This window comes from Panacibacter microcysteis (assembly GCF_015831355.1).
Classification (GTDB): Bacteria; Bacteroidota; Bacteroidia; order Chitinophagales; family Chitinophagaceae; genus Panacibacter; species Panacibacter microcysteis.
The window spans coordinates 2100059-2120433 of sequence record NZ_JADWYR010000001.1 but is presented as its reverse complement, the minus strand read 5'-3'; the positions used below and the strand labels follow the sequence as shown (position 1 = coordinate 2120433).

General features: G+C 42.7%; 16 protein-coding genes and 1 riboswitch. Of the genes, 4 read left to right on the top strand and 12 right to left on the bottom strand.

Annotation, left to right across the window (positions count from 1 at the left end; all coding sequences use genetic code 11):
- Positions 1 to 9: 9 nt before the first annotated feature.
- From I5907_RS08530 to I5907_RS08520, 3 genes are all read right to left on the bottom strand, one after another.
- The gene (locus tag I5907_RS08530) at positions 10 to 2055 is read right to left on the bottom strand and encodes an adenylate/guanylate cyclase domain-containing protein (protein WP_196990290.1); all 2046 of its coding nucleotides are present in this window, start codon (positions 2053 to 2055) and stop codon (positions 10 to 12) included.
- A complete protein-coding gene (locus I5907_RS08525; RefSeq protein WP_283016269.1) occupies positions 2036 to 3448 on the bottom strand; it encodes a metallophosphoesterase in 1413 nt (470 codons plus the stop codon). The genes I5907_RS08530 and I5907_RS08525 overlap by 20 nt, the downstream gene beginning before the upstream one ends.
- A gap of 271 nt (positions 3449 to 3719) precedes the next feature.
- On the bottom strand, positions 3720 to 7151 hold the full coding sequence (locus I5907_RS08520; RefSeq protein WP_196990288.1) for an alpha/beta fold hydrolase: 3432 nt from the start codon (positions 7149 to 7151) through the stop codon (positions 3720 to 3722).
- A 370-nt stretch (positions 7152 to 7521) separates the two neighbouring features.
- On the opposite strand from I5907_RS08520, the gene atpD reads away from it, so the two are divergent.
- From atpD to I5907_RS08500, 4 genes are all read left to right on the top strand, one after another.
- Complete coding sequence (atpD, locus tag I5907_RS08515) at positions 7522 to 9024, top strand: F0F1 ATP synthase subunit beta (RefSeq protein WP_196990287.1); 1503 nt, start codon at positions 7522 to 7524, stop codon at positions 9022 to 9024.
- 61 nt (positions 9025 to 9085) lie between these two features.
- Positions 9086 to 9337 (top strand): ATP synthase F1 subunit epsilon, encoded by a 252-nt coding sequence (atpC, locus tag I5907_RS08510; protein WP_196990286.1) that lies wholly within the window; start codon positions 9086 to 9088, stop codon positions 9335 to 9337.
- 208 nt (positions 9338 to 9545) lie between these two features.
- Complete coding sequence (locus tag I5907_RS08505; protein ID WP_196990285.1) at positions 9546 to 10175, top strand: DUF4136 domain-containing protein; 630 nt, start codon at positions 9546 to 9548, stop codon at positions 10173 to 10175.
- Between the two features lie 11 nt (positions 10176 to 10186).
- Positions 10187 to 10819, top strand: a complete 633-nt coding sequence (locus I5907_RS08500; RefSeq protein ID WP_196990284.1) for an outer membrane beta-barrel protein — start codon at positions 10187 to 10189, stop codon at positions 10817 to 10819.
- A 272-nt stretch (positions 10820 to 11091) separates the two neighbouring features.
- Here I5907_RS08500 and I5907_RS08495 read toward each other — a convergent pair whose 3' ends face one another.
- The 9 genes from I5907_RS08495 to I5907_RS08455 all read right to left on the bottom strand — a co-directional run bounded on the left by I5907_RS08495 (position 11092) and on the right by I5907_RS08455 (position 20350).
- A complete protein-coding gene (locus I5907_RS08495; protein WP_196990283.1) occupies positions 11092 to 11505 on the bottom strand; it encodes a VOC family protein in 414 nt (137 codons plus the stop codon).
- Positions 11506 to 11758: 253 nt separating this feature from the next.
- Complete coding sequence (locus tag I5907_RS08490; protein ID WP_196990282.1) at positions 11759 to 12337, bottom strand: MarC family protein; 579 nt, start codon at positions 12335 to 12337, stop codon at positions 11759 to 11761.
- A 107-nt stretch (positions 12338 to 12444) separates the two neighbouring features.
- Positions 12445 to 13155 (bottom strand): Dph6-related ATP pyrophosphatase, encoded by a 711-nt coding sequence (locus I5907_RS08485; RefSeq protein ID WP_231402002.1) that lies wholly within the window; start codon positions 13153 to 13155, stop codon positions 12445 to 12447.
- Complete coding sequence (locus tag I5907_RS08480) at positions 13152 to 13367, bottom strand: cysteine-rich CWC family protein (RefSeq protein ID WP_196991042.1); 216 nt, start codon at positions 13365 to 13367, stop codon at positions 13152 to 13154. Before I5907_RS08480 ends, I5907_RS08485 begins: the two co-directional genes overlap by 4 nt.
- Complete coding sequence (locus I5907_RS08475; protein WP_196990281.1) at positions 13360 to 14295, bottom strand: ABC transporter substrate-binding protein; 936 nt, start codon at positions 14293 to 14295, stop codon at positions 13360 to 13362. Before I5907_RS08475 ends, I5907_RS08480 begins: the two co-directional genes overlap by 8 nt.
- Positions 14296 to 14347: 52 nt before the next feature.
- Positions 14348 to 14926, bottom strand: a complete 579-nt coding sequence (locus I5907_RS08470; protein ID WP_196990280.1) for a DUF6580 family putative transport protein — start codon at positions 14924 to 14926, stop codon at positions 14348 to 14350.
- A 30-nt stretch (positions 14927 to 14956) separates the two neighbouring features.
- Positions 14957 to 16822 (bottom strand): TonB-dependent receptor plug domain-containing protein, encoded by a 1866-nt coding sequence (locus tag I5907_RS08465; RefSeq protein WP_196990279.1) that lies wholly within the window; start codon positions 16820 to 16822, stop codon positions 14957 to 14959.
- A 119-nt stretch (positions 16823 to 16941) separates the two neighbouring features.
- Positions 16942 to 17127, bottom strand: a riboswitch (cobalamin riboswitch).
- 308 nt (positions 17128 to 17435) lie between these two features.
- On the bottom strand, positions 17436 to 18716 hold the full coding sequence (locus I5907_RS08460) for a Xaa-Pro dipeptidase (protein ID WP_196990278.1): 1281 nt from the start codon (positions 18714 to 18716) through the stop codon (positions 17436 to 17438).
- Between the two features lie 65 nt (positions 18717 to 18781).
- A complete protein-coding gene (locus tag I5907_RS08455; protein WP_231402001.1) occupies positions 18782 to 20350 on the bottom strand; it encodes an N-acyl-D-amino-acid deacylase family protein in 1569 nt (522 codons plus the stop codon).
- Positions 20351 to 20375: the final 25 nt, after the last annotated feature.

Here is a 20375-nt window from a genome sequence, read left to right as displayed (position 1 = left end):
TCAAATCAGCTAAAGCGCGCCTTCTACAAAATACATGTCAATTTCTCCTTTGCTTTTGGCGGCAATTTTTCCGCGGTAAACACAATTGAAATTGTCTTTTATAAGCGCATAAGTAGCCTCACTGATATTTATTTTGCCCGGAACGCCGGAACTTTCCATACGCGATGCGGTGTTTACTGTATCTCCCCATATATCGTAAGCAAATTTTTTGCTGCCCACAATGCCTGCAATAACAGAGCCTGTATGAACACCTATACGAATTTCAAAAGGTTTTAACCCGCCTGAAATTCGCATCTCGTTATGCTGATGCATAAAGACCTGCAATTCGATTGCTGCTTTGATGATCTTAGTTGCTCCTGCATCATCTGGTACAGGCAAGCCTGCCGCCGCCATATAACTGTCACCGATGGTTTTTATTTTTTCAATATCATACTTGTCTATAATACCATCAAACGCCCTGAAACAATGATCTAATTCGGTTACCAGTTCTGTAGGCTGCATATGCTCTGTAATACTTGTAAAATCTTTAAAATCTGTAAACATTACCGTTACATTATCATAGAACCTTGCAACTGCTGTACCGGTCTCCTTCAACTCCTGTGCGGTTTCATAAGGCAATATATTCAGCAAAAGATGGTCACTTCTTTCCTTCTCTTTTGTAATAACGAGGTTTTTTTGCTGCAGTTCATTCTGCGATATTTCCAACGCACTCAATGTTTGCTGCAAGGCTTTGGTACGTTCATCTACTTTTATTTCCAGTACTTTGTTTTGTTCGGTTATCAACCGTTCATTTTCTTTCAAAGATTGAATGAGTTCTTTCTGCGCTTTTGCTTTTTCTTTCTTGAATGTCGTTATACGGTCTGCCATTGATACCGAAAACAACATCATTTCTATGGCCGAACCCATTTCCATAGCATTTGATGTGAAAAGATTATATGGAATAACAGCAAATGTTTTAAGTATAAAAATGGTAACCCCGATAAAATAAAAACCACAGGCCAGTATATAAAACCTCGCCGAATAAAAACCCCTTTTATAAATGGTGAACGCATTTATGCACATAAACAACAGCAAGCCAAAACCAATCACTTGGTTGATTACAGAGGCGTACAGATTTTCATTTAAAAGATTGAAAAGAATACTCAGACACAACAAGGGAATAAACCCGTAATTGATAACTGCGTGTGCACGCGGTGTAAACCTTTTGGTTTCAAGAAAGGATTTTGAAAATAGCAAAAAGAAAATTGCTGCAAGGGATAGTATCAAAGGGCCACGGTTCCATAAGAAGTGAAATTTGTCTCCCCAGACCAGCGCTATCACCCCGGCATGCTCTGCCATAAGCAGAGCTGTAAAGAAGATGTAAATAATATAGTAGAGATAATTGCGGTCTTTTAATGATACAAACAGTATAAGATTATAAATTATGATCAATATAACAAACCCATAATAAAGCCCTTTGAGTAAATTGTTAATGTGCAGATCTTCTATGTATTTTTCCTGCGAGCTTACCACCATCGGGTACTGGAATATATAGGTTTGCACTTTCAGGTAAAAAACGGCAGTATCATCAATATTTGCAGGCAGATCAAACGTATAGTATGGTGTTTTGTATTTTCTCGAACTAAGCGGCCGGGAGCTGCCGGCAACAATTTTTTGCACATTGTTCAGGCTGTCTTTATAATGAAATACAAGTGTGTCAATATCATAGTTCAAAACAGATAATACCCATTTCCTGGAAGATTTGTTTACTACATAAAACTTGTTCCATATCGTGGTTTCTACATTGCCAAAGTTGGGCGCATCCTGGTCGAGTTTTAAAAAAAGCCGGTTCACAGAGTCCTTTACTATTTCATCAAACGACAATTGTGCTGCTGCGTCTTCCAGATAGTAAACAGCTTTGCCAATCCATAAGTCATCAGTACTGTCTGTTAAGGTAATAACAGACTGAGACTTTGCCCCGCAAGCAGCACACAAAAAAAAGAGCAGGAAAAAGAATCGGTAATGTTGGCGCATTTTCTGGTATTGCGGGTAATAACTAATTATTGCTTTTTGCAATCTCTGCCAGGTATTTATAACGCAGGTTAATCTCCTGTTCGGCAATTGAGGCAAAACTGCTCCACGGCTCCTGCTTCATATCGATCAGTTTGTTTACGCGCTGATAAAAATCGCAGCTTTTCTCATTTACATCCTTCAATTCCTCGAGTGTTACATTGTGTTTTCCTTCTTTATACATCTGCAGTACTATTACATCCATATGTTCATCAACCAGTAACACAGAGCCGCCATGCAGTGGCTGAGGTTTCATGGTATCTACTACCCAACCCCCACTGTTGTACACTTTTACCGGCGTGGTATAACCGGTATAGTTCATCAGTTGCTGAAAAGGTTTATGTGTATGCCCAAATATAAATGATATGTTTGGCGGAATATATCCATTGAGCTCATGACGCAACTGGTTCATTACAAAAATTTCCATGAAAGCTTTCAGACCTTGCGTGGCATCTGGTGTTAGTACTACATCGGGCTCATTACGTTCATTGGCGGCAAGCCTGCCAACTGTAAAAGATAATATCTCCTGCAGTATTTCCCTTTCTGCCCAGCGGAGTACCATATTTTTCCTGTTCGCTGTAAAACTTTCCGCAATGTTGTGGATCATTATTTTTACCTGTTCGGGGTCTTGTATCTTATCGTAAATAAGATCTATGTCTTTGCCCACAGAGCCCGACCTGCCCAGTGTTGACCAGAAAAAATCCACCCATGCAAAGTTCTCCTGTTCCAGGTGTTCAAATGTTCCGGGCTTTATTCGGTCAGGAAAAATTTTAGAGCGCAGGTTTGTCATTAGCGAATACATAGATTCCACGTAATGGCCATGACAAAACACTACACATTTTTGCTTGTCTTCGCTTAGTACAGCATGGGCAGGGTAAGCAGCATTTACATTCACGTCCTGCAAATGCGGGTAGCGGTGCACCAGGGCATTTAGCAGATTCTCAGCTATAGGCTCCGGATTAAACATGCTGGTACAATGAATTTCATCTCTTATGCGTTCTCCCCCCTGCAATGTTTTCAGGTATTCTATGTAATGATAATTCCTGGAACGCTCCCACATGTTATGATCGTGATTGCCGGACAGGAAAAAGATGTCTTTATCAAATAAACGCTCTGCATTTGCAGGCATAGTCAGTTCCATAAACCGCTCAAACGCCATAGAAGCGTTATTGGTCGTGTTTAATGCAAGCTCCATCAGGTCTCCATTCAGTACCAGCGTTGGCTTTTTGCTGCCTTCATTTTTACTGATCACATCCCGCAGGCAATCAATAAGCCTCATCATTACAGGGCTTGCCTTGGTGGTATCCGTTTCATACGAATTTTCTGCAAGATTGGTAAGAATACTGTTTTCTGCACCCAAGTGCATGTCGGAAAAAATTACGTAGCGTATATCGGGCATGGATGTAAGTTTTTGCTGGTAGTTAAATGTGTGTACTTAGCTGCATTGCTACTATCATCGCCTGTTGTGTCACTCACTTGTACGTTCTTATAATAACTCAGCATGCTGCGGCCACGTTAAGGTTATCCGGGCCCGCAACCAAATGCCCATGTATGTAATACAGTACAAGAGTGCGACGCAACGAAGATGACCTGTGTTCTACAGCCGGGTACATAAATTTATTTTCAATGTTATAAACCACGCTGCAACAGGCTATTGCGGCGTACTATCTTTATTGGTAAAACCTGCTGAAATGTTGCAGCATAAGCGGGTACACGTCTGCCGCAGCATTTTTTCCATACAGGCAATCGTTATGTCCATAATCTTTTACCAGGTGATGTGCGTATAACGCTTTACCATTACTGTTGCAAAGATTATTATAAGTTGTAAGCGTGCTTTCAGGGGCAAACACACGGTTCTTTTCTCCATGAATAAATGTGATGGGTATAGCAAGCCTGTCTATATGCGGCATGTAAACATCTTCACCGGCAGCATTCAGCAATTTCTTTGCACGTATCATTTTTGTAAGCTGGCTATAGGTGGTCATATTGGCAATGCCCCACATTTCGATGTTTGCACTGTGTGTTGCTGCGTTCAGGTTAGTGTGTTCATATAAAGGACCGAACATGAACGTCATGCGCTGGCAAACAGGATCTGTACAAAAATCTGCAACCGCATCTGCGTAAAGTTTTACAAATTCATTGTAGAGTTTTGTTTGCCATGATTTGTCGTTATCAACAAATGCATTAAGCGAGTGAATACCCAATGCATCGAGCACCTGCGGCAAATGCAGGCCCGCTTTTAGTTTTACCTGTGTGGCAGGGTAAAAGTCTGACGCAATTTGTGTACTGATCATTGATCGTACGCCCTGCAAACCCTGCAGCAATGACATAAACATGGTAATGGAACCTACACAATGTGCCAGCACATCTACCTGTGCCGCACCTGTTACAGATCTTATTGTATTAATTGCGGCAGGGTAATCGTACTGCGCAATTGCATCGCAGGTATGCTGGCCGGATGCCGAAGGCATAAAACTGCTAAGCCTGTTATCGAGCAACCATACGTCAAAACCGTTGTTATAGAAATATTCTGTAAGATTGGTATCAATGGTATCAATAGAAAAATTAAGCCGGTTGCCATTGAAAGGATGCACCATAAGTAAGGGCCCTTTGGTTCCGCCATTATACCTTGTAAGCAGGAGTTGAATATTATCCTGCGTAGTGAAAGGATAGTACCCGGGTGCTGACGTACGCAGTTCTCTTTTCTTTCTGGGTGGCGCATCCAGGCCGAAGAACTGCAGTGGGGCTGCAATGCCACCATATACTTCAAACAAAGAACGGGCAAAATATTTTCCAAACGCAGCAAGTGCTTTTAGTCCTTCTGCGGTGGAAGAAGCATTCACGGCTTTCATGGTGCGCATTTGCTTTGCAAAGTCTGCCATCAAAATGTGTAGTATACCCTGCCCTGCAACTGCACCGCTGTCATTGTTGCCTTCAAATATTGTAATGTATAAAGTTGACGTGTCCGGCCATTCATCCAAACCGCGGTCGTGGTGCACATACTTGAAGCCTTTGAAATAATATTGTTTGCCTTCTTCGGTATCCAGGCGCATGGCATACTTCATCAATTTCGTGTTTACACTATCCGGGTCGTCTACAAACAGGTTGAACAACCCTTCAGAGACATTGATAGGGCGGGCTGATAGTCCGGGTGCCATCACCGTGCCACTCATAAAAGCAGGGTGTGTAGGATCGCTGATCGTTTTATAGACATCGTTGCTTCTTATGGTGAGCGTAAATTCAAAAGATTCTGCAGCAACTTCCCCTTTTTCAAAACCGGTTTTATAATCGTTATTGGTAATGCCTTTGGTAAAAAAGCCACGCATGGTTTCAGAGAACTCCACGCCTACCGTTTTATCTGCAGATGGTGGCGGTGCAACTTTTTTTGCGGAACCGTAGTCAATCGTCCACCCGCGGTCTGCAGCCAAAATAGCGCAACATCTTTCTGCAACTGCCGAAATGGTGAGCAGTGGATTAACACCCAATGATCGTGGAATGACAGAGCCATCTGTTATATAAAAATTCTCGTACACCCCTGCGGTACTGTCTTTTGCAAATACCTGTCCTTTGTGATTTACTACACCGCTTTCTATCGTCTCGCCCATAAAACAGCCACCAAGCGGGTGAACTGTTACCAGTTCATTGTTCATCTCCTTTACCCATACCGGGTTTTTGATATATACACCAGACAGGCTCAATGTTTCCTTTCGCAATTGCGCATCCGCTTTTTGAAAGATAGCTTCTTTACCTACGGTAGACCAATCGATATTAAGTCGGTCATTTTTCAGCTCAAATTTTCCATGTTCGCCATCATGGGTCATTAACAGATAGGTCTGCGTATTTTTTATTGCGCCATGGTAAGCGCCTCTTACAATACTGTCTACAATACGCGCTTTGTGCTTTATTTTATTGACCATTCCCTTATCACTGTCATCTTCTTCCACTTTGCCCAGCAAGGTACTATCAAGCGAAAGCGCTTCGGGTAAAATAGCGGCCAGCGCACCTGGTATTGCAGCATCTTCCACTATCATACCATCGTCAGGATTTTGCTGGTAGCGCAAATCAATAACGCCTGTTATGCATGGCCCCGGCAGTTTGTCTTCATCCAGTTTATGGGAGCCTGCACCAACGCCATTTACTTCCACATCTGTATTATATGCAAAACCTAATACATCTCCGTTGCCGGAGAATTCATAGCCAACCTTATCAGATACGGCTAGTCCTTTTTCTTTAGAGCGTAGAAGAATTTCTGTGGAGCCGAGTGTGCCGGCAGAAAGTACCACGATGTCGGCTTCTACAAAAAGTTCGGGTGCGTCAAAGAGATTTTCGCCTGTGTTTACGGTGACATAATGCACGTGCCATTTATCGCCTTTCTTTTCTATGTGACTAACAGCCGCCTCTGTAAAAATTTCTGCACCATGCGCTTTCGCGTCGGGCAGGTAATTCATTATAAGCGTGTTTTTAGCGCTGTAGTTGCAGCCGGAACAGCAGTCGCCACAGAGGTTGCAGGGCTTTTGTTGCACACCCACATGGTTTTCACCATCTACATCGAAATTTACATTGATAGCTGTTCTGTAAAATTTCTCATGGTTCGTATCAGCGGATTTTTGCAGCGCCTGTAGTTTACCCGTTATAATATGAGCAGGCATTGGTTTGGCTTTCAACATATCTGCAGCCAGGTCATACCCACGGACAAGCAAACTGCCCGGGTTATCAAACTCATCGCGCAGAACCTGTGGCCAGCGCGGATCATCAAATACTCTTTCTTCAGGTTTAATAGAAACATTTGCATTGATAAGTGAGGTGCCGCCAAGACCGCAGCCAACCAGTACGCTAATGCCTTTGTGCACATGAAAATCGAACAGGCCTGTTGCAGAACCGCGGTGACCACCTGCTGTGTGCACCTGCATATGTTCAGTAGCTTCCAATAATGTATCGGGGTACTCGCCCGGTTGAAATTCTTTGCCGCGCTCCAGTACACATACCTTTTTACCTGCACGCGACAACCTGGAGGCTGCAATGCCTCCTCCATAACCGGAACCGATGATAACAACTTCGTATGCAGGCTTGATTTCTTCAGGGGGTAAAGACAAATATCTCATAAGGCGTGGTTTGATTAGGAGCCATTGAATATAAGTGTTTTTATTCACTTATCATAATATTTTAATATGTCCTTTTCACAAAGGAAAGGTGGTGGTACGGGAGCTATCTTAAGTTCTGACGGAATAGTTTACAGGTACGTGGATTGCACCGGAGACTGCAGCTGCCATAATAACCCAAAGATGAACGGAGCGTCGCAACATCAGCCCCATCTTTGTTGAATAGCTGACCCAAAAAAATACTTTGAAACTTCTTTTTGTAAATACTTTGAAACCGCTATTCCCTTACCTTTGCGGCCAAAATTGGAATTGACGCTAAACACGCCAATTTTCTATTGAAATTATTTAAAACCTGCTGAAATAAACGTCATTTATGGCTAATAAGGGTAAAGTAAAACAAATCATTGGCGCGGTAGTAGACGTGCAGTTTGCAGATGGCAACCTGCCTGAAATCTACAACGCGCTGGAACTGAAAAGAGACAACGGTGATAAACTGGTTCTTGAAGTTCAACAACACCTCGGTGAAGACAGCGTTCGTACCATTGCGATGGACGGTACCGAAGGTCTGGTACGTGGTACAGAAGTAATTGATACCGGAAAAGCAATTGCAATGCCTACCGGCGACGGTATTAATGGCCGTCTGTTTAATGTAACAGGTGATGCAATTGATGGTTTGCCCCAGGTTAGCAAAGAAAATGGTCGTCCTATACATGCCCTGCCACCATTATTTGAAAACCTGAGTACTTCTACTGAAGTATTGTTTACAGGTATTAAGGTAATTGACCTTATTGAACCTTATGCAAAAGGTGGTAAGATCGGTTTGTTTGGTGGTGCCGGTGTGGGTAAAACAGTACTGATCCAGGAATTGATTAACAATATTGCCAAAGGCTACGGTGGTTTGTCGGTGTTTGCGGGTGTGGGTGAGCGTACACGTGAGGGGAACGACCTGCTGCGTGAAATGATTGAGGCCGGCATTATGAAATATGGTGATGCTTTCAAACACAGCATGGAAGAAGGAGGTTGGGATCTTAGCAAAGTGGATATGGAAGGTTTGAAAGATTCCAAGGCTACTTTCGTATTCGGGCAGATGAATGAGCCGCCAGGTGCCCGTGCACGTGTGGCATTGTCTGGTCTTACTATTGCTGAATATTTTCGTGACGGAGATGGTACCGGAAAAGGTAAAGACATCCTGTTTTTCGTAGATAATATCTTCCGTTTTACACAGGCAGGTTCTGAAGTATCTGCATTGCTGGGTCGTATGCCATCAGCGGTGGGTTACCAGCCAACACTTGCCACAGAAATGGGTTTGATGCAGGAACGTATCACTTCCACCAAAAATGGTTCTATTACGTCTGTACAGGCGGTATATGTACCGGCAGATGACTTAACTGACCCCGCGCCGGCTACAACCTTCGCCCACCTTGATGCCACAACGGTATTGAGCCGTAAAATATCTGACCTTGGTATCTACCCTGCGGTGGATCCGCTGGATTCTACATCACGTATCTTAACACCGGCAATTGTTGGTGAATCGCACTACAACACTGCCAACCGTGTAAAGCTGATCTTACAGCGCTATAAAGAGCTGCAGGATATCATTGCCATCCTGGGTATGGATGAGCTGAGTGATGAAGATAAATTAACAGTAAGCCGTGCACGCCGTGTGCAACGCTTCCTTTCCCAGCCTTTCCATGTGGCAGAACAGTTTACCGGTTTGAAAGGTGTTTTTGTTGACATTAATGATACCATCAAAGGTTTTAATATGATCATGGATGGTGAAGTTGATGAATATCCTGAAGCAGCATTTAACCTGGTAGGTACAATTGAAGATGCCATCGAAAAAGGTAAAAAATTGCTGGCCCAGGCGCAGGGATAGGATCACTGTTGACCGGAGGTTTTCTTTATGAAATCTTCCATCCATATTTCAAATAAATATCATGACTTTAGAAATATTAACTCCTGAAAAGAAACTATACAGCGGTGATGTTTATGGCGTTCAGTTGCCGGGCATTGATGGCTTGTTTGAAGTGCTTGACAAGCACGCCCCGCTGGTTAGTGCGCTTGGAAAAGGCAAACTGAAGATACTGAAAGACAAAAGCAGTTCTGAGTCTTACATGATACAGGGTGGTTTTGTAGAAGTATCCAACAATAAAGCTACTGTATTAATAGAAGGAGCACAGGAGATATAGTTATAATTCATTTTTTATGAAAAGAGCGCTGCATACAGCGCTCTTTTTTATTTGTGGCATTATTGCTTCACAAGTCTTTGTTATTACACATTTAACATCTTCTCTAAATGTTTCTTAAAGCCATTTAGGCAAGTAAACTAATGGCCGTAAACCCGTCTTAATAAATGGTTTAGTAATTGTTATTAATCTATAGAAAAAGAAACATCATATGAAACGCACACTTGTAGTATTGTCCGGAGCGGTGTTGATTGCAGCAACAGGTTGCCAGAAAGATCCGCTGAATAACCTTACGCCGGAAGAATCGAGAATTTATGTTACCAATTACGATTCATCGGCAAATTTTGAAAGTTATAAGACATATAACCTTGCCGATTCCGTAGCGGTGATTGATAATGGTAAGGCCACCAAAGAGGCGACAGCATCTGACCGCGCATACGTTGATGCAGTAAATAAGTATATGCAGGAGCGCGGCTATACCAAAGTAAGCAAAGCCCAGTCCCCGGATCTTGGTTTAACCGTTAACAGGATCTACCAGAGTTCCTCAGGCGTGGTAACGTATGGCGATTATTGGGATTATTATGGCGGCTATTGGGATCCTTATTACTGGGGCTACGGCGGCTATGGTTATTATGTGCCTTACGGTTACAGCGTATTTGAGATTACAGAAGGCGCAGTATCAATTGACATGCTTGATCTTAAAGATGCTGCAGGCTCAAACAAAATAAGCCTTATATGGAACGGCCTGGTGCGTGGTACAGGTATTTTCAATGAAACCAATGCAGATGCACAGGTAAAAGCATTGTTTGATCAGTCGCAGTACATTAAAACCAACAATTAAAATCTACAGCAATGAAAAATATAAGATATACGGGCGCATTGATGGTATTGTTTCTTATTGCAGCAGTTTCTGCGAGTGCCCAGCAAAAAGGAATGCTTAAACTGGATTTGAATTATAATTACAGCATTCCACTGGGCAGTTTTAAAAACGACATAATAAGCAATGCTTCTCCGCGTGGTGTAACAGGCGCTTTGATGTATGGAATAAACGAAAAATGGTCTGCCGGCGTACAATTTGGCTACCAGGATTATTACCAGAAATACCCCAGGGCTATTTATAAAACGGGCGATAACGAAGAGACATCCGCTGTACTTACCAATTCCATACAATCTGTGCCCTTGCTGGCCAAAGGAACATTTAAACCGCTTGGTGGCACCGGATCATTTATACAGCCTTACATATCTGCGGGTGCAGGTGTAAGCCTTATAGATTTTAAACAGTATCTCGGCCAGTTCGGCAGTTCATCTACCAGTGGTTCATTTACGGCACAGGCAGGTGCCGGTATAATGATGCCGTTTAGTAAAGGCGGCGCATCAGGCTTTAGTTTGGGTGCAGATTACAACTATGTTTCATATAAAAAGTTTGGCTACAGCAATATGAATAACCTGTCTTTACGCGCAGGTGTTCATTTCCCGCTTCGTTAAAATGCTTTGGTGCGGTGTTTGGATAAGCCCTCCTGATCATTCAGGGGGCTTTTTTATGGGCCGGGCTGTAGTTTTTTATGGCATCACCTCTTGCGTCGCACTCTTGTACAGCATATCAGCTATGAGCTTAGGCTTCGGCTTATGACTTTAGTTACTTATTATCTGGTAAACTCAAAAGTAAGTGCTCATATTGCAGGCATATGAAGACAGAGGTAAATCAACTTCGTAAAACCTGGCTTAGCAAAGCTGTATGTGATGGTTTTCCATACTGCTTATTTACCTGTTATTGTTTTAAATTTATCAACATCAAGAAACATTACAGCCCAATTGTGCCCGTCTAAATCTTCAATGTTTCTAATTTGCATAAAGCCTTCATCAATCAATTCTGTTGATTCCGCTCCACCTGCTTTTAACCCCCGTTCCATCATTTCATTGACCGTCTCAAGACTTTCTACAGGAAGTGTAAATGTTGCAATTCTGTTTGTTTTAGGGTCAGCAATATTTTTTTTCTCCCTTTTTTTAGACATTTCGAGTGTCTGTAACATCACATAGATCCGGTCAGTCCATACCATGCATTTCTGGTCGTTAAAAGTGAATAAAGGGTTAAGTGTAAAACCTAATTCTTTGTAGAATTGCATTGATGCTTCTACATCTTTTACCGGCAGATTGATAAAGATTTGTTTCACTGGTTTTTTTGTGTCAAAATTAATTTACTGTTTGATTGGCCATGCATGCGTAATCCGCCAATTTCGGGGGTTTTTGCGGCAAAGAATTGTTTGGCAATCATTTCAATACAGCACTCATATGATCATTTTACCATGACTGTTAACGCATTGCTTATAGTTTATACGTTGCTGCGTATAAACTTGCCCAATATTGATTCAGCCGTACAAGTGAGTGACACAACAGGCGGCGATAGTAGCAATGCAGCCAAGTACATTATTTTATAAACTGCGATACATTGGTACCAAAAATCTTTACGGCAATGGCAAGAAGTATAACACCAAAAAACTTGCGGATGGCCGCCAGTCCTGCTTCTCCCAACACACGCTCTATATAACTGAGTGATCTTAGCACCAGGTACACGATAACAAGGTTTATAATAATGCCAATAAGTATGTACCAGTCTTCATAGTTTGCTTTGAGCGACATAACGGTGGTAAGTGTACCACTGCCCGCTATTATAGGAAAAGCGATGGGCACAACCGTTCCGCTTTTTGCATTGGTTTCGCTGTGAAATATTTCTTTACCTAATACCATTTCGAGCCCTATCAAAAATATTACAATAGAACCTCCAACGGCAAACGAATGAACATCGAGACTGAGAATAGCCAGGAACTGCTCACCCACAAAAAGAAAACCTACCATAAACACACCGGAAACCACTGTTGCCTGCAGCGTTCTTATACTGCCCATTTTGCCTTTCAAACCAATAAGAACGGGAATAGAACCAACAATATCTATAACGGCAAACAGCGTAAAGATGACGGTGATAAGTTTGCTGATGTCGATTGGCATGGCGTCATTTTTAGTAAAGGTACGTATCGGGAATCGGGAATGGGCAATGGTGACTGATGAATCGTAAAGCAGAAAATGCAGAAAATGGTGCACCGCTTATTATATGATCATGTATACAAAGGCAGGAGATCGCAGAAATAAAAGCCATAGTCTGGTACAGGGCTACCGGCGGGTGCCGCATATGTTTTACGCACCACGTCGCCTTTGGTAAAATTTACGGGCGTTTTAAAAATAGGTCCATCAAACACGAAAGAGTGAAATTCGCCATGCTCCCCACAAGGATCTACGTTTGGCGGAAGAGCGCTGATAAAATCATGATCAATTATTCTTCCGCAAAAAGAAGCATCCAGGTATTGTTCATTTACACAAACGATGATACTTTTAAAACCTGCAGCAATAAATTCATTTACCAGTTGCAGCGTATTTATCTTCCATAAAGGAAACACGCAGTTTATACCCGAAGCGGCCAGTTTTTGCTGCCGGTAAAGTTTCAAATCTTCTAAAAATATGTCGCCGAAAATAGCATGTGTACAACCGGCATTACGTTGTTCTGCTACTTTTTGCTGCATCATTTCTTCGTATTCCTGCATGCCCGGTTGCTCCGGCAATTCGATTGTTGTTAATGGAATGCCGATTGCCGCCGCCTGGACCTGCAGTAAAGACCGCCTTACGCCGTGCATAGAAATACGGTCATGTACAGCATTAACACTGGTAAGTAATCGAGAAACGTTGTATAAACCACTTTGCAAAACCCTATACAGGCAAAGTGCTGAATCTTTGCCGCCACTCCAGTTCATATATGCCTGCAGCCTGCTCAACGGCCTAAAAATTTTTCTTTGAAAAAAACATACCTGTTCTTTAGCGCGTGTAAACAACCTGTACAAAGGCAGTCGTTGTAGCGGTCTTCTATGAATGCCTGTTCTTCTACGGTTAATGCTACAGCACTGCACTGGCAATTTGTAATATCCCCTGCACGACATTCAAACTCGTTGTTGCATCGCGGACAAACCTTCGGCTCATGTTTAGGCATACTCATTTACAGTAAAAAAGTTAACAAACTTCTGTTGCAGGTGTGCCGGCACATGGAATAGTTGCGGATGAAAAATTGCCGAGAGCAGTTCTATTCCATCAACCAGCGTAGAGGCACTGGGTTGGGTAAACAAATCAAAATCGAGTATAAAAACCTGGCCGTTTTGTACAGCCTGCAGGGAATGCCATCCAGGCTTTTGGGTTAGCAGGTGCATTTCCTGTAAAGAACGGCTGACATTGAAACCGCATGGTGCCACAACCAAGACCTCCGGGTTGTACTTCACAATTTTTTCCCATTGCGTTACTATAGAATCACCACCGGGATTGCCAAGCATATCTATACCCCCGGCCTGTGCCACCTGGAAAGGGATCCAGTGTCCGCAATTATATACAGGCGCTATCCATTCCATCAGCATTACACGTTTTAACGGCATGCGGTGCGCACGCAGTACATCCAGTATGGCAGCAGTACGTTGCGATAAAGCAGCAAGGTGGGTATAAGCCGCTGTTTCATTCCCCAATGCTGCAGCTATTGTAATGGCAGTAGTGTATACATCATCGAGGTTTTGCGGAGTAAGCGGTATAAGCAATGGTTGTTTCTCCAGCCGGGCAACAGCTGCAGCGGTGCAGGCAGTATCTATCTGGCAAACTTCGCATACATCCTGCGTAAAAATTACATCTGGTTGTATTGCCTGCAGTATAGTATCATCAACATAATACAAGCTTTTACCCTGCGCCCTGGAGGCGGAAAAAATACGGTCGATTTCAGTACTTGAATAAGCCTTTCCCTCCAGCACACAACGCACAACTTTTGCTTTCTCTTGTAATGCTATTGCCGGGCACTCAAACGTAACGCCATGCAACAAATGTTGCAAACCCATGTCATAGATCATCTGCGTTGCAGCCGGAAGAAAAGAACAGGCTTTCATAGTAACAATATTTTTGTTGAGGGATATATGTTATATAAAGAAGACTGTTAAGCTACATTGCTTTTAGTGCCACATATTTACGCTGCATAAGCTCGAATATGCCAAACATAATAGTACTATAAATAATGGTTGCGGTAAGCAAACGCAACTCAAACGGGATCGCCGCCGCAAGACATGCCATAAATCCGCTCCAGGTTTGCGCATAGGTTTTGCTTCCCAGCCAAACGCCAAAATCAGTAACCAGCCAATGTATTAAAACGGCCGTAATAACCGCTGCTGCTATACGCGGCACGCTGATCTTCCTGATGATAAGCTTTGCTGAAACAGCGATCACTAAAAATGCGCCGTATACCCAAACCCATCCATCGTACAAAAAGCCATTGCCATAGTCTTTGTAAACAGTTGTAAACAAAACAACATCACTGATAAAAATTGCCATTAACGGAAACAGGAGCGGTCTTACGTTTCCTTTAAAATATGCGCTGCCAAATAAAGCCATTGCTGCAAGTGGCGAATAATTTGCCAGCACACTGATGTTGGTGCTGAAATTATTGAAGAGCCGTATTGCAGCGATGACGATGATCATGAGCAATACAACAGTATTGCGCGGATTGATTTTACTGTTAGACATCAGAAATAGTATTATTCTTTTTTATAAAAATTATAACCTCAATCGTACCCCACCTGTTACATTAATGCCCTGTACACCGTAACCGTATACTTCGTAAAAGTTCGTTTTGTCAAACAGGTTTTTTGCATCAACAAACACATTAAGCCTGCTCTTTAAAAAACGGTATTCTGCATACATATTTACCAATGCATAGGCAGACAAGTCAACCTGCGTGGCCACAAATGTGTTTGGATCAAAATAGTTGTCTGTGCGCTTGCCAATAACCTGTGTAGATGCACTTATAAAAAGTTGCTTGGATACCTGGTAGCCTGCGTAGAGATTTACACTATGCTTAGGCCTGCGCAACAGGTTGTAATAAGATGTGTCTTTCCCCTGCAGTGCCTGTGTAATTTTACCATCGATATACGCATAAGAAGCTTTAATATTCAGCTGCTCAACAGGCGTAATGCTTAATTCCAGTTCAGCACCAAAGTCATGCTGTTTGTCACGGTTTTCGTAAGTGTAATTGGTGTTATAAACGATGACATCTGTAATTGTCCTGTTAAAGCCGGTAATTGTTGCAGTTATTTTTTTGTTTGCTATAACGGCCTGTACGCCTGCTTCCTGGGTGTTAGATTTTTCCGGTTTAAGATCCGGGTTTGCCCCGTAGGGTCCAAACAACTCTCCTATTGAGGGTGCACGAAAACCACTGGTAACATTGGCAAACAGTTTTATCTTTTCGTTGATGAGATAAGATGGGTTAAAACTGTAAGTAGCGTTGCCGCCATATTTGTTATGCTGGTTATATCGTCCGCCCAACTCTATATTCCAGCCATTGTTGCTGTGTAAAAACAAGGAAACAAAAGGGCTTACAATACTGTTTACCGTATCTGGTGCATCTATCCTGTACACTTGTAAATTGGCGCCTGCCACCATTTGCAAAGCTTTGCTGAAAGTATGGTTTACAAAAAGTTCTGCATGATGAAATTTACCTTTCATAGTAAAATCGCCATACTGTCCGGCGTACAAACGTTTTGTAAAGTCGTACCCATAGTTAACATGCACGGTTCCTTTTGCATAGTTGTAACGGCCATCGAGCCCGCTGTTCACCAGCGATGCATTGTAGTTATTGGGCGCGTCTGTAAATGCATCCGCATCATACCCGCCGGTAAACTGTGTAAAGCGGTAGTAGGGTGAAATTTTTAGCTGCTTTGTAATATTTATACCCACAACCGCCTGCACGGCATGTTGTGTGAAACCGTCTTTATCAAAATTTGCCTTGCCCGTTGTGTCTTTCGCTTCAGAAATACCATCTGTATTGTAGTACGTGTAGTTGAGATCGTACTCCAGCACCTTGGCTTTCTGGCTGATGTTTGCATTGCCTTTAAAAGTATTGAAACTGCCGTAAGTAGCCAGCGCATTGAATTGTGGCTTAGCAGTAGCAGGCTTTTTAGAAATGATATTGATTACACCTGCTACAGCATTGGAACCGTAGAGCGTACTCTGGCTACCTTTTAAAATTTCTATGCGTTCAATGTTATCTAATGATAGCAAACGAAGATCAAAGCTGCCGCCAACGCCTGCCGGTTCATTCAACGGTATATCATCTAAAAGTATAAGCGTGTATTTATCTGTTGCACCCCGCAAAAACAAAGACTTGTCTTTACCCGCATTACTTACAGCGCCGTTAACAATAATGCCCGTTTGTTCGGTAATGAGTTGCGCAAAATCCTTTCCACCGCTGCGCTCAATCTGTGCTTTTGTTATAACGGTTAAGACTTTGCCTGTCTCGCTCAGCTTTTTAGGACTTTTGGTAGCGGTAACCACTACTTCATCCAATGCATTGCCTGTAGAATCTGACTGGGCGCAAACGCCTTGTGCTGCTGCAATGGCAGCCAGTAAAAATAATTTTTTCATGCTCATTCTTCTGAATGTTTAAGTTGTTGTTTGAAGAATAAGCCTCCGTAAAATGAAAGTAGTAGAAATGAAAATGTCTTTGAGACCCTCTCATCTCCGGCTTTTCACCCGAAAGCTCGTGATAAATGCTGGATATGGCAGGTCTTCTGGCTCGCTTCCTGTTGAACACCTTCCCGTATATAACAGTGGTATGCAGATTCAACAGTATAAAAAGCTTACAGCTACGGGGATAGCGCCGGATTTACACCGGACTTCCCTTTTAATCTCGTGATAATTTTTTTGATACCGGCAACAGATCGTTGTGGCATCGTCCCTTGCGTCGCAATCCTTTCATCTGTAGAATAAAGATGAGGCTTCAGCGATCCGGGTTTCCATTATCTTGAGAACCAAATCCACGGCAAAAATAAGTGTTGATGCCATGAAGCAAAATTTTTTATTACACATAGCATGTGGAAAGAAAAATAAGCGGCTTTGCCATTGCTGCATTATGCAGTGCAGTACAAGTGAGTGACACAACAGGCGATGATAGTAGTAATACAGCTTAGTTCATAATATTTATTTATAACCTGGTATTGTATATAACATTGAATAATCTTCTATGTAAAACTTTTCATTATTGTTTAAAAACTTCGCCGCCCTTCATTACAAACGCTACGTTCTCCAGCGTAGTAATGTCTTTTAACACATCAGCTTTTACAGCAATGATATCTGCATAACAGCCCGCTTTTATATTGCCAATTTTTGCATTGCCAATGAGGTCGGCAGCATTTATTGTTGCGGCTTGTATGGCCTGCATAGGCGTGCAACCAAACTTTACCATATAATAGAACTGTTTCGCATTCCAGCCGTGGGGGTATACACCGGCATCTGTACCAAAAGCAATTTTTACACCCGCTTTTACTGCCTGCTGAAAACTTTCCCGCTGTACCTGCCCCACCAGTTTTTCTTTCTCAATGATCTTATCCGGGTAGCCCAGTCTTGCATATTCTGTGCGTATATAATCGTCGTTGTAAATGTCTGCAACAAGGTAGGTTCCATATTGTTTCATTAATGCAATTGCTTCATCATCCAGCATACTGCCATGCTCTATAGATGCCACGCCTGCTTTTACTGCCATTTTTATAGCTTCGGTACCGTGCGCATGTGCACAGGCTTTTTTGCCCCATGCTTTTGTTTCTGCTACAATGGCGTTCATTTCTTCCTGCGTATACTGCGGTGCACCAACGCTTTCTTCTTCGCTTAATACTCCTGCACTGGCCCCGAACTTAATGATATCTGCACCATATTTTATATTGTAACGTACCTGCTTACGCAATTCATCTATACCATCTGCCACGCCCAGCATTTGCCTGGGCAGATCCCACTGCAGGTAAGGTGAAAACCCGCTGATATCTCCATGACTTCCTGTGGCCCCGATAAACAATGTTGCGACAAACAAACGTGGCCCGGGCACTGCACCGCGGTTAATAGCATTGCGCAAGGCTACATCTGCAAAACCTCTTGCACCAACATCCCTGCACGTGGTAAAACCGGCTTCCAGTGTTTTTCTTGCAAACACGGTTCCCATAATTGCATCATCTACCTGCGTGGCACGAAAAATATCTGCATAATAATCGCCACTTGGTTGCGCTGTTATATGCGTATGACAATCTATAAGGCCAGGCAACACTGTACTGCCACCAAGATCAATGATCTGCGCCGAATCTGGTATTGGAATATTTTTACCGACAGCCTTTATAGTATCATGATCAATAAGAATGATCACATTTTCCAGCACAGTTGCATGCTCCACATCTATCAGTTTACCTGCCCTGATAGCCTTTAATGTTTTGGTCTGGGCAAAAGATAACTGGGCAAAAAATATACATAAGGTAATAAGTAGTTTTGTTTTCATGTCTGGCTGATTAAATAATAAAAGGAAGTATAATGCTAAGATACAGTTTACAGAAGATCGTAAGATCACCGTGGTTTGTTGTACAATGCCATACCATTTCTTACGCCGGTGTGTATACCATTATTCAAAGTAATTTTCCCATTTACAATTACATATTTAAAGCCTGCTGAATATTGATGTGGCTGTTGAAAGGTTGAAAGATCTGTTACCGCATCTGCATCAAAGAGCACGATGTCTGCGGCAAATCCCGGCCTTAGTAACCCACGATCTGTAAGATGAAATTTCTGCGCCGGTAACGATGTCATTCTTCTTATGGCTTCTTCGAGGGTTATTATTTTTTGTTCCCTTACATACCTGCCTAAAATTCTTGCATTGGTTCCATAACCACGCGGATGTGGGGCACCTTCATTCATTACCCGAATGCTCGCATCAGAAGCAGGCATATTAAACGGGTATTGCATAATACACTTTACATCGTCTTCACTCATGCCATGAAAAACCATGGAAGCTCCCCCGCCGATAACCATGTCAATAATTGTGGTAGCCTCTGCTGCAGCGGTGTGTTTTCTTTTCCATAACAGGTTGATCGCTTCAATACTTTTTCCATTAAGGGTTGTGTCTGCTTTATAAAATGCCACCACAGCATAACTGAAATGATGCATTTTCCGGGCCGCAAGCTTTTTCAACATGTAACCGGTAGCTTCTTTTACAACAGCCGGCTGCCGCAGGCGCTGTTTTACAACAGAATCGTTGCCGGCCAGTATCCAGTCTGGCAGTAATGTATTCAATGCAGTACTGCTTGCAGTGTATGGATATTGATCGATGGTTACATCCAGGCCGTCTGTCCTTGCCTTCTTAACCATTTCAATTGTTTGCCTGCTGCGGCCCCAGTTTTGTTGTCCGCCAATTTTAAAATGAGATATCTGCAGTGGTATACCCGCAGCTTTTGCAATGCGCAAAGCTTCATGAATTGCATATGTTACGCTGTCACTTTCATTGCGCATGTGTGTAGCATACACACCATTATAGGCGGCCGCAACTTTTGCAAGGGCAATAATTTCATCAGTCGAAGCATAGGAACCCGGTGTATAGATGAGCCCTGTTGAAAAACCAACTGCACCTTCTTGCATTGCCTTATTAACCAGGGCAATCATTTTATCCAGTTCCTGGCTGGTTGGCGGCCTGTTGGCTTTCCCCATTACGGCTTCACGCACATCATTGTGCCCAATAAACGTGGCGGTGTTTACGGATAATCGCAGACTATCGATAAAAGCAAGATAGGCACCTGTATTAACGTGAGATGAACCGCAATTTCCGGTAATAACCGTGGTAACGCCATCCCTGATAAAATTGTTTGCTGTAGGGTTTTTTACCTCATCATCTTCAATGTGCGTATGCACATCTATAAAACCCGGCGCTATAATAAGCCCTGTGGCATCAATAATGTTATCAGCACTCCAGGTGTTTAAATTCCCGGTGGCAACAATGGTATGGGCTCTTATGGCTACATCGCCATAATACCACGGGTTGCCTGTGCCATCTATAATTTTACCATTGCGTATAATAATGTCGGCACGGTTTTGTGCCATAAGGTTTCCTGTGCACAGTACCAGCAAAATGAACAAAACTTTCATGACTTTAAGTTAAACAGATTACAGT